The 9,134-nt window shown below is 72.5% G+C and carries 8 protein-coding genes; 4 read left to right on the top strand and 4 right to left on the bottom strand.

Annotated elements, in window-relative coordinates; genetic code table 11:
• Positions 1-269 precede the first annotated feature (269 nt).
• The gene (locus AB8Z36_RS20780) at positions 270-1,739 is read right to left on the bottom strand and encodes an alkaline phosphatase PhoX (RefSeq protein WP_369214853.1); all 1,470 of its coding nucleotides are present in this window, start codon (positions 1,737-1,739) and stop codon (positions 270-272) included.
• Between the two features lie 226 nt (positions 1,740-1,965).
• Between AB8Z36_RS20780 and AB8Z36_RS20775 the strand changes: the two genes are divergently transcribed.
• From AB8Z36_RS20775 to AB8Z36_RS20765, 3 genes are all read left to right on the top strand, one after another.
• Positions 1,966-2,205 carry a hypothetical protein gene (locus AB8Z36_RS20775; RefSeq protein ID WP_369214852.1) on the top strand — a complete coding sequence of 80 codons (240 nt, stop codon included), beginning with the start codon at positions 1,966-1,968 and terminating at the stop codon, positions 2,203-2,205.
• 66 nt (positions 2,206-2,271) lie between these two features.
• Positions 2,272-3,438: a hypothetical protein gene (locus AB8Z36_RS20770; RefSeq protein ID WP_369214851.1), complete on the top strand. Its 1,167-nt coding sequence runs from the start codon at positions 2,272-2,274 to the stop codon at positions 3,436-3,438.
• A gap of 27 nt (positions 3,439-3,465) precedes the next feature.
• Positions 3,466-3,915 (top strand): hypothetical protein, encoded by a 450-nt coding sequence (locus AB8Z36_RS20765; RefSeq protein WP_369214850.1) that lies wholly within the window; start codon positions 3,466-3,468, stop codon positions 3,913-3,915.
• A gap of 63 nt (positions 3,916-3,978) precedes the next feature.
• On the opposite strand, the gene AB8Z36_RS20760 is transcribed toward AB8Z36_RS20765, so the two are convergent.
• Positions 3,979-5,436, bottom strand: coding sequence for a hypothetical protein (locus AB8Z36_RS20760; protein ID WP_369214849.1), 1,458 nt, complete (start codon positions 5,434-5,436; stop codon positions 3,979-3,981).
• 223 nt (positions 5,437-5,659) lie between these two features.
• Between AB8Z36_RS20760 and AB8Z36_RS20755 the strand changes: the two genes are divergently transcribed.
• The gene (locus AB8Z36_RS20755; RefSeq protein WP_369214848.1) at positions 5,660-7,507 is read left to right on the top strand and encodes an endonuclease/exonuclease/phosphatase family protein; all 1,848 of its coding nucleotides are present in this window, start codon (positions 5,660-5,662) and stop codon (positions 7,505-7,507) included.
• A 25-nt stretch (positions 7,508-7,532) separates the two neighbouring features.
• On the opposite strand, the gene AB8Z36_RS20750 is transcribed toward AB8Z36_RS20755, so the two are convergent.
• Entirely contained in the window at positions 7,533-8,291 is a 759-nt protein-coding gene (locus AB8Z36_RS20750; protein WP_369214847.1) for an SRPBCC family protein, read from the bottom strand.
• Positions 8,292-8,389: 98 nt separating this feature from the next.
• On the bottom strand, positions 8,390-9,133 hold the full coding sequence (locus AB8Z36_RS20745) for an antibiotic biosynthesis monooxygenase (protein WP_369214846.1): 744 nt from the start codon (positions 9,131-9,133) through the stop codon (positions 8,390-8,392).
• Between the last annotated feature and the right edge of the window lies 1 nt (position 9,134).

Raw genomic sequence — 9,134 nt, 5'->3', positions numbered from 1 at the left:
GGGCGGGCACGTTGAAGGGACTGTTCGGCAGGTGGCGGCGCGAGCCGGCGGGCCTCGTCATGTTCGCAGTATGCGCCCCCGGACACCCGCCGCACCATGCTCCGAGCTCACACCGCCCTCACATCGGTATGGAACAGACACACAAACCGCAGCCGGAACGCCACGCCCAGCGGCCCCGTAAACTACCCGAAAGGGGTACTGACGTAACGTTCCGACTCCGGATATCGACGTGCTGTGACCGCTGAGTCACGCAACGGCAGAGTCGGGTCTCAGCGCCGCTGCCGCTTCCAGGGCCCCGTGATCGCCAGCATGATGCCGGGCGTCTGGATGTTCGCGTACAGGGTCCTGCCGTCGGGCGAGAACGTGACGCCGGTGAACTCGCTGTACGAGGGGTCGTCCGGGGTGCCCGCGTTCAGCTCGTTGCGCGCGATGGGGTAGGTGCGGCCGTGCTCCGTGGCGCCGAAGAGGTGCTGGACGCCCTCGCCGTCCTCGGCGATGACCAGACCGCCGTAGGGCGAGACGGTGATGTTGTCGGGGCCGTCGAAGGCGCCGTCCTCGCCCGGGTCGGGGTTGACGCCGAGCAGGACCTTCAGGGTGAGGGTGCGGCGGCCCGGGTGGTAGAACCACACCTGCCCGTCGTGCTGGACGGGGCTCTCGGCGCGGGCGAAGGAGGCGACGATGTAGACGCCGCCGTCGCCCCACCACATGCCTTCGAGCTTGCGGGCGCGCGTGATGTCGCCGTCGTCGAACTGCTTGCGCACGGGCACGGTCCGCGCGTCGCGGTCGAGCACCTCCACCCAGTCCACGCCGTAGACCGTGCCGGTCTTCGTGGCCCGCGAGAGGTCGTCGACGAAACGGCCGCCGGAGTCGAAGCACTTGGGCGCCTTCAGGACACCCGCGTCGTCGGCGAGGCCGCGCAGCCTGCCCCGGCCGTGCTCGAAGCCGTGCGGCGGTGTCCAGCGGTAGAACAGGCCGTTCGGCCCCGAGGCGTCCTCGGTCAGGTAGACGTGGCCGCGCCTGGGGTCGACGACGACGGCCTCGTGGGCGAAGCGGCCGAAGGCCTTGACGGGCTGGGGGTCCCGGCCCGCGCGCCGGTCCAGCGGGTCCACCTCGAAGACATAGCCGTGGTCCTTGGTCATGCCGTTCTGACCGGCCTTGTCCTCGGTCTCCTCGCAGGTCAGCCAGGTGCCCCAGGGAGTGCTGCCGCCCGCGCAGTTCGTGGCCGTGCCCGCGATGCCCACCCACTCGGCCACCTGGCCGTCGCGCCCGACCTCGACGACCGTGCAGCCGCCGGCCGCGGCCGGGTCGTAGACGAGCCCCTCGGTGAGCGGTACGGGGTACTTCCACTTGCTGCGAGGGCCGCCCAGCTCGTGGTTGTTGACCAGCAGGGTGGTGCCGCGCGGGCCGCGGAAGGCGGCGGTGCCGTCGTGGTTGGACGGCGTGAACTCGCCGCTCTCCAGCCTGGTGCGCCCGCTGTGGGTGAGGACGCGGTAGGAGAACCCGGCGGGCAGGGCGAGCAGTCCTTCGGGGTCGTCGATCAGCGGGCCGTAGCCGGGGCCGCCGTGGTGCCCGTGGCCGCGGGTGTCCGCCCCGTCCTCGCCCGCGCCGCCAAGCTCCTCGGTCTCGGAGGCGGCGAGCGCGCCGGGCGCGGTGGCCAGCGCGCCGACGCTGCCGGCCAGGGCGACCCCCGCCCCGGTGAGCGCGGAGCGTCTGGCGAAATCCCTGCGGGTGAGCGACATGGTTACTCCTCGGGCAGGCGCGAAGCGCGAAGGGCCTGGCTGCTGTCGGCGAAACGGTCGCGCCCGCGCCTGAACAGCGGTTGAACGGCGCACGACGAGCAAGGGCCCGCTTCCGTGAACCTGGCCCCGGCCCAACAATCGGCGCGGCACACCTTGACCCGCGGGGCCCCCGGGCATAGACCGACTCGTAGCGCTAGCGCACCACCCACGCGAGGAGGCGGGCCGAGTGGACGCACATCAGGCGCGCATCCTCCACGAGGGCCGGCTGATGAGGCTGGCCAATGTCACCGGCGTCGGCACAGGTCGGGACGAACACTCGGGCCAGGACGTGATCGTCGTCTTTGTCACCCACCGAGTGCCCTGTGACCGGCTCCGCGACGAAGACGTGGTTCCGGATGTGCTCGAAGGCGTCCCCGTACGCGTGCTCGCCATCGGCGAAGTCGACGCGCAGAGCGGCGGGACGTAGCGGGAGCGGCGCCTTGAGCGCCCCCGGAGCCCTCACCCCGCAGCCAAGGTGAAGAGGTGGTCTGGCGTGGAGAGCCAGCCCGAACTGATGCGTGGACCCACCGGCGGTCAGCTGAGCGACAGCTCCCGCCAGCAGGCGATGTCCGACTTCCTGCGGCCCCAGCAGCCGCTCGCCAACGTCGTCGGCTTCGGCCATGGCGTGAAGTGGACGGGCGGCCGGCCCACGGGCGAGCCCGCGGTCCTGGTCTTCGTCACGCAGAAGGTCCCGGACTCCATGCTGCCCGAGCGGGACGTCGTACCGAGCCAGATGGACGACGGCACCCCGACCGACGTCGTCGCGGTCGGGCACATCGCGGCCCAGCGGCGGCAGAGCAGGGCGGGCGGCCGCCGGGCCGACGACCGCGCCTCGGTGACATACGGCCCCGACGGCGGCATCAGCGAGCAGCTCTCGGGGCTCGGCCAGCCGCAGCTCGAGGACCTCGTGGGGCTCGGTACGTTCGAGCCGCAGCTCCTCAAGCGCCGGATGCGGCCGTGCCCCTCCGGCTTCTCGGTCGGCAACGTCCGGGTGACCGCGGGCACGCTCGGCAGCGTGGTCTACGACTTCCTGCCCGGTGCCTCCGTCGACCCGCCGGGCTCCGGTCTCGGCGTCCCCGCGAAGTTCTACATCCTCTCCAACAACCATGTGCTCGCCGACTCCAACCGGGCGCAGCTCGGCAGCGCGATCGTGCAGCCGGGCGTCTTCGACGGCGGCCAGGACCCGGCGGACCGCATCGCGGTCCTCGACCGGTTCATCACCATCCAGTTCGCCCCGCAGATCCCGCTGGAGCGGCACAACAACGTCGTGGACGCGGCGCTCGGCGCGGTCGACTTCCAGGACGCGACGCGTGAGCAGTACTTCAGCGGCGCTCCGCGCGCCTGGCGGCGCAAGGCGAACGTGGCCGTGGGCGACCGGGTGAAGAAGACCGGGCGTACGACGAACATCAGCTTCGGCCGGATCATGGCGGTCGACGCGACGATCGACGTCAACTACGGCACGGCGGGCACCGCGCGGTTCAAGGACCAGATCCTGACCACCAACATCTCCGCGGGCGGCGACTCCGGTTCGCTCGTCACCTCGCAGGACGACGTGGCGGTGGGCCTGCTCTTCGCCGGGTCCTCGACCGTGACCGTGGCCAACCACATCGAGAACGTCCGCGCGCTGCTGCGCGTGGAGATCGCCGAGCTGCTGGCCTGACGGTCAGGAACGGAAGGAGGGTTACCCATGACCACGCAGGCACGCAAGGAGAAGGGCCAGTCGCGGATGGAGCACCGCTTCCACAACCCGCAGGGCGCCGAGGTCAAGACGCGCGACGAGGCGTTCGCCGCACCGCAGGCCGAGGTCTCGCCGGAGGCGCTGTCGGCCGACTGCAAGCTGACGCTCCACAACGGCCAGGTCACCTTCGCCATCGAGGTGAAGTACCACCCCAACACCTATCCGCACGTGGTGACCGGCGGTCGGATCACCGCGGGCATCTGCGGCGCGCCGTGGGACATCACGGGCGGCACGATCGGCGAGACGATCCGGCTGGACGCGAAGCGGGCGGGGCAGGGCAGCTGTGCCTCGACGATCACGATCGTCGGCGAGTTCCAGAATCCCCCGGCGTACCGGGGGACCTATGGGTTCGACGGGGCCACGTCGTCCTTCAAGCACACCACCAGGTACGAGTGCTGACACCGTCGGCGGGATGAGCGCACTCTCCGGGCGGGCCCCGATCAGCGGGGCCCGCCCGGGGCCTCAGAGCCCCTGCTGCGACCTGGCCTTGAAGGCCGCCTTGCGGGCCTCCTTCGCGACCTTCTTGTCGGGGTGCAGGCGGCCCATCGCCTCCAGGACGTCCGCCGTGGCGGGGTGGTCGACGCGCCACGCCGTGGCGAAGAAGCCGCTGTGCTGCTGCGAGAGGCCCTCGACCAGGCCCTGGAGCTCGTCGGAGTTGCCCTCGGCGGCGAGCTGCGCGGCCAGTGTGTCGATGGTGAGCCAGAAGATCAGCGCCTCCGAGGGCGCGGGCACGTCCGCGGCCCCGCGCTCGGTCAGCCAGACCCGGGCGAGCCCGCCGAGCTCGGCGTCGTCGAGCACCTCGCGCAGCGCGGGCTCGGCCTCGCCGCCGACCAGTGAGAGCGCCTGCTGGCAGCGGAGCCGCCGCAGCGGGGCGCCCTCGTCGCCACCGCGGGCCGCGGCGAGCAGCTCCCGTGCCGCGGCGAGCGGTTCGTGCCGGGCGAGCCACTGCTCGATCTCCGCCTGCGCGGCGGCCTGCGGGAACCCGGAGGTGCCTTCGAGCAGCGCGTCGGCGCCCTTGTCCGCGAGGTCGCCGACGGCGGGCGCGTCGACGCCGGCCTCCAGCATCCGGGCCCGGACGCCGTACAGGCCGAGCGGGGTGAGCCGGACCATGCCGTAGCGGGCGACGTCCTCGTCGTCGACGGGGGCGGGCGGCTCCTCGGCGTCGTCGTCGATCTCGGCCATGAGCGCCTCGTCCACCGGCTGGTACTCGACGAGGCCGAGCGGCTCGAAGAGCCGGAACTGGTCGTCGAGCTTCATCATCGCGTCCGACACCTGCTCCAGGATGTCGTCCGTGGGCTCGCCCATGTCGTCGGGGACGATCATCGAGGCGGCGAGCGCGGGCAGCGGCACCGGGCCCTCCCCGGCCGCGGCGTCGCCGACGGTGAGGAGGTAGAGGTTGCCGAGGACGCCGTCGAGGAAGTCGGCCTCGGCCTGCGGGTCCCAGCCGAGCTCGTCGAAGTCGACCTCGCCGTTCTCCTCCAGGACGTCCAGGAGGTTGTCCATGTCCGGCACCGTGGCGTCCGCGTAGACGGTGTCCAGGGCGCCGAGCCAGACGGCGAGCACGTCCTGCGGGCTGCCCCCGGAGAGCACCGCGAGGTCCTCGCCCTGGGTGACGGTGCCCTCGCCGCCCTCCTCCTCGGCGTCCGTGACGTCGATCAGGCCGGTGTCCACCGCGATCCGCCAGGCCTCGCTGGCGTACGCCGCGGCGTCCGGGTCGTCCGCCGCGAGGCCGAGCTCGGCGGCGGCGGCCGGGAGCTGGGCGTCGACGAGCTCGCCCCCGGCGCCGACCCGCGTACCGGGTCCCGCCCAGCGGGCGAGCCGCACCGCGCGGGAGAGCAGCGGGGTGGCGAGCGCGGCCCGCGCGAGCTCCGCTTCGGAGTGCAGCAGCACCGGCGGCAGGGTGGCGGGGCTTACGGACATCGGCTGGTTCTCCTCCGGCGATACGGGCGGCTCTGCGTGCGCAAGCCTAGACGGATTTGGCACCATGCCGCCCGGTTCATGTGCCCGTCGGAAGACGTACAGCGGGGGAACACCCGGACCACCTTGACAACTCCCCTGGTCACACAAGAGATTGACGCGCGTAGAGCGCCCGATCGGCGCTGCGCCGCAGCTTCGTTCCCACACCCTCACCCGGAGTTCCCAGATGCCTCACATACCGACGCCCCGCCTGCCGAGATCCGCCGCCGTCAGCGCCGTGGTCGCCACCGCACTGGCCGCCGGCCTGCTCGCCGTCACCTCGGCCACGGCCTCAGCCGACGCGGTCCGCATCCACGACATCCAGGGCACCACCCGTATCTCGCCCCTGGTGGGACAGCAGGTCAGCGATGTTCCCGGCATCGTGACCGGCGTGCGCGGCCACGGTTCCAAGGGCTTCTGGATCCAGGACACCGGGCGGGACGGCGACGCGGCCACCAGCGAGGGCATCTTCGTCTTCACCGGCTCGGCCGCGCTCACGGTCAGGCCCGGCGACGCGGTGCGGGTCTCCGGGACGGTCGGGGAGTACGTGCCCGGCGGCGCGAACTCCGGCAACCAGTCCCTCACCCAGCTCACCAGGCCGACGGTGACGGTGGAGTCCTCCGGCAACGCGCTGCCCGCCCCGGTCACGATCAGCGCGAAGTCCGTCCCGGACCGGTACGCGCCCGCCGGTGACCCCGCGCGGGACGGCAGCATCGACGCGCTGCCGCTGCGGCCCCGCGGCTACGCCCTGGACCTCTACGAGTCCCTGGAGGGCATGAACGTACGGATCGGCGGCTCGCGCGTGGTCGGCGCGACCGACGCGTACAACGAGCTGTGGGTGACGGTGAAGCCGCACGAGAACGCCAACCGGCGCGGCGGCACGGTCTACGGCTCCTACGCGGCGCAGAACGGCGGGCGTCTGCAGATCCAGCAGCTCGCCCCGGTCTCCGAGCGGCCCTTCCCCAAGGCGGACGTGGGCGACGTGCTGAGCGGCAGCACCGAAGGCCCCCTGGACTTCAACCAGTTCGGCGGCTACACCCTGGCCGCCCGTGAGCTGGGCGACGTACGGGAGAGGGGTCTCGACCGGGAGAGGACGCGCAAGCAGGGCAAGGGCGAGCTGGCGGTCGCCACGTACAACGTCGAGAACCTCGACCCGGGCGACCCGCAGCAGAAGTTCGACGCGCTCGCGGGAGCCGTCGTCGAGAACCTCGCCTCGCCCGACATCGTCGCCCTGGAGGAGATCCAGGACGACAACGGCGCCAAGAACGACGGCACGGTGTCGGCGGAGGCGACCCTGCGGAAGTTCACGGACGCGATCGCCGCCGCGGGCGGTCCGCGCTACGCCTGGCGGTCCATCGACCCGGAGAACAACAAGGACGGCGGCGAGCCCGGCGGCAACATCCGCCAGGTCTTCCTCTACAACCCCGCGCGCGTCTCGTTCACCGAGCGGGCGGGCGGCGACGCGACGACGCCCACCGGGGTCGTCCGTACGAAGGGGCGCGCCGCGCTCACCCACTCCCCGGGCCGCGTCGACCCGCAAAACGCGGCGTGGAACAACAGCCGCAAGCCGCTGGCCGGTGAGTTCGTCTTCCGCGGCCGCACGGTCTTCGTGATCGCCAACCACTTCGCCTCCAAGGGCGGCGACGAGTCCCTCACCTCCCACCACCAGCCGCCGCGGCGCTCCTCGGAGGAGCAGCGGCTGCTCCAGGCGCAGGCTGTGAACGGCTTCGTGAAGGACATCCGCACGGCGCAGCGGGACGCGGACGTCGTGGTGCTCGGCGACATCAACGACTTCGAGTTCTCGGGCACCACCAAGGCCCTGACGGACGGCGGCGCGCTGCGGGCGGCCGTCACGTCGCTGCCGAGGAGCGAGCGGTACTCGTACGTCTACCAGGGCAACACCCAGGTCCTGGACCAGATCCTGACCAGCCCCGGCGTCGGGAAGGGCTTCTCCTACGACAGCGTGCACATCAACGCGGAGTTCGCCGAGCAGAACAGCGACCACGACCCGCAGGTGCTGCGCTTCCGCCCGTAGCGGCGGCGGCCCCCGGCGCGCCGCCTCAGGCGTAGAGGTGGTGCAGCCAGTCGTGCCAGGCCAGTTCGGTGCGCTTGGCGTCGGCGTGCGTCCCGAAGTCGTGGACGCTCAGCGCGACGGGTGCGCCGAAGTGGTTGCGGCCGAAGAAGCGGTGCAGGGTGTCGTCCGTCCGCAGCCCGACGAAGTACCGGCTGCGGAAGTCGATCACGGAGTTCAGCTCCTCGCCGGGACCCTCCACGCGGACCCGGGCGCCCTCGGCGGCGTCGTCGGGGATGCCGAGGGCCCGGGTGAGGCGGACGAAGGCGTCGGGCGCGGCCGACCCTGCGGGGCCGCTGAGGCCGGAGTAGACGGCCGGGCGGTCCACGAAGTGCGCCAGGTACTGGGCGAGCGTGTGCAGCTGGAAATCGGTGTGCTTGGCGGCGCCGTCGTACTGGGCCGCCCAGTCCCCGGTGAAGATGCCGCTGTGCACATGGCGCAGCCAGGAGCGGCGGCCGCCGTCGCGGGGCTCGATGGTGTGCTCGACCTGGTCCAGGCTCTGGCCCGGCACCCCGTCCGGGTCCTCGACGCGGGCGGTCAGGCGGTGCGGCGGGTCCCAGCGGGTCACGGTCCCGCCGTACGGGGCGCTGCCGCCCTCGCGCGGCTCGTACAGGAGGGGCCGGAGCCAGCCGCCGGTGCCGGTGGTGAGGGCGGCCCAGACCTGGGGCGGGGAGCCCTCGACCTCGAACTCCCTGGCGATCCGGAACTCCTTGCCGGTGCCGGCCCTGCCGGTTCCGCTGCCGTCCATGCCGACTCCCTGGGGTGGAGCCTCCACCGTCCCGCCGACACCTGACCCTGTCCAGGCGGGCATGGCGGTCGGCGCCGGGGGGACCGGGGAAACTACGCTCAGCTCGGTAGGAAGCCGTAGGCGAACCGGTACCTGGCGACCGCGTCGTCGTGGACGACACCGGGGAAATCGCGCACTTCGCGCCACTGCGGGGTGGGCGATCCGATGCCCTCGCCCGCCGCGGCGAGCGCGTCCTCATGGGCCCGCTCGCTCTCCCACTCGGCGTAGTTGATCACCTTGGAGCCGTCCGTGCTGACGTGGAAGTGCGCGGCGAGCAGCCCCGGCCTCGCCACCGGGTCGCTGTCCAGGGCGTCGATGACGCCGTCCACCCAGGCGCGGGCGCGGCCGGGGTCGGGGGCGTCGAAGTCGACCCGCACGGTCACGATGGCGCCCGGTTCACGGCGTTCGCCGCCGCCGGTGCGGCTGCGGTAGTGCCGGGTCCTGACGAGTTCGAGGCGCTCGATGCCCGGCACGGCGGCGTCGATGTCGGCGTTCCGCGCGTCCCTGCCGTTGCCCGCCCGCGCGAAGAACTCCCGGTGGGCCTCCTCGTCCCGCCACTGCGAGAAGTTCAGGACCGTGGAACCGTCCGAGCCCGCGTACACGTTGTACGAGAGCAGCCCCGGGTGCGGCCACGGGCGGCTCTCCCAGGCCCGTGCGACGGCGATCAGCGTCTGCCGCTGCCGCTCGGGCGAGCCGGTGCGCCAGGTGCTGATGAAGGTGCGGCCCGCGTCGGCGCGCACGGGGTCGGGGTGGGTGCCGGTGCTGAGGGTCTGGGCCGTCATTGGCTCGGGCATGGGTCTCATC

It is taken from the genome of Streptomyces flavofungini, assembly GCF_041028215.1.
GTDB classification, from domain to species: Bacteria; Actinomycetota; Actinomycetes; order Streptomycetales; family Streptomycetaceae; genus Streptomyces; species Streptomyces flavofungini_B.
Note: the sequence above shows the minus strand (reverse complement) of the source record. Positions and strands in the feature narration are given on the sequence as shown.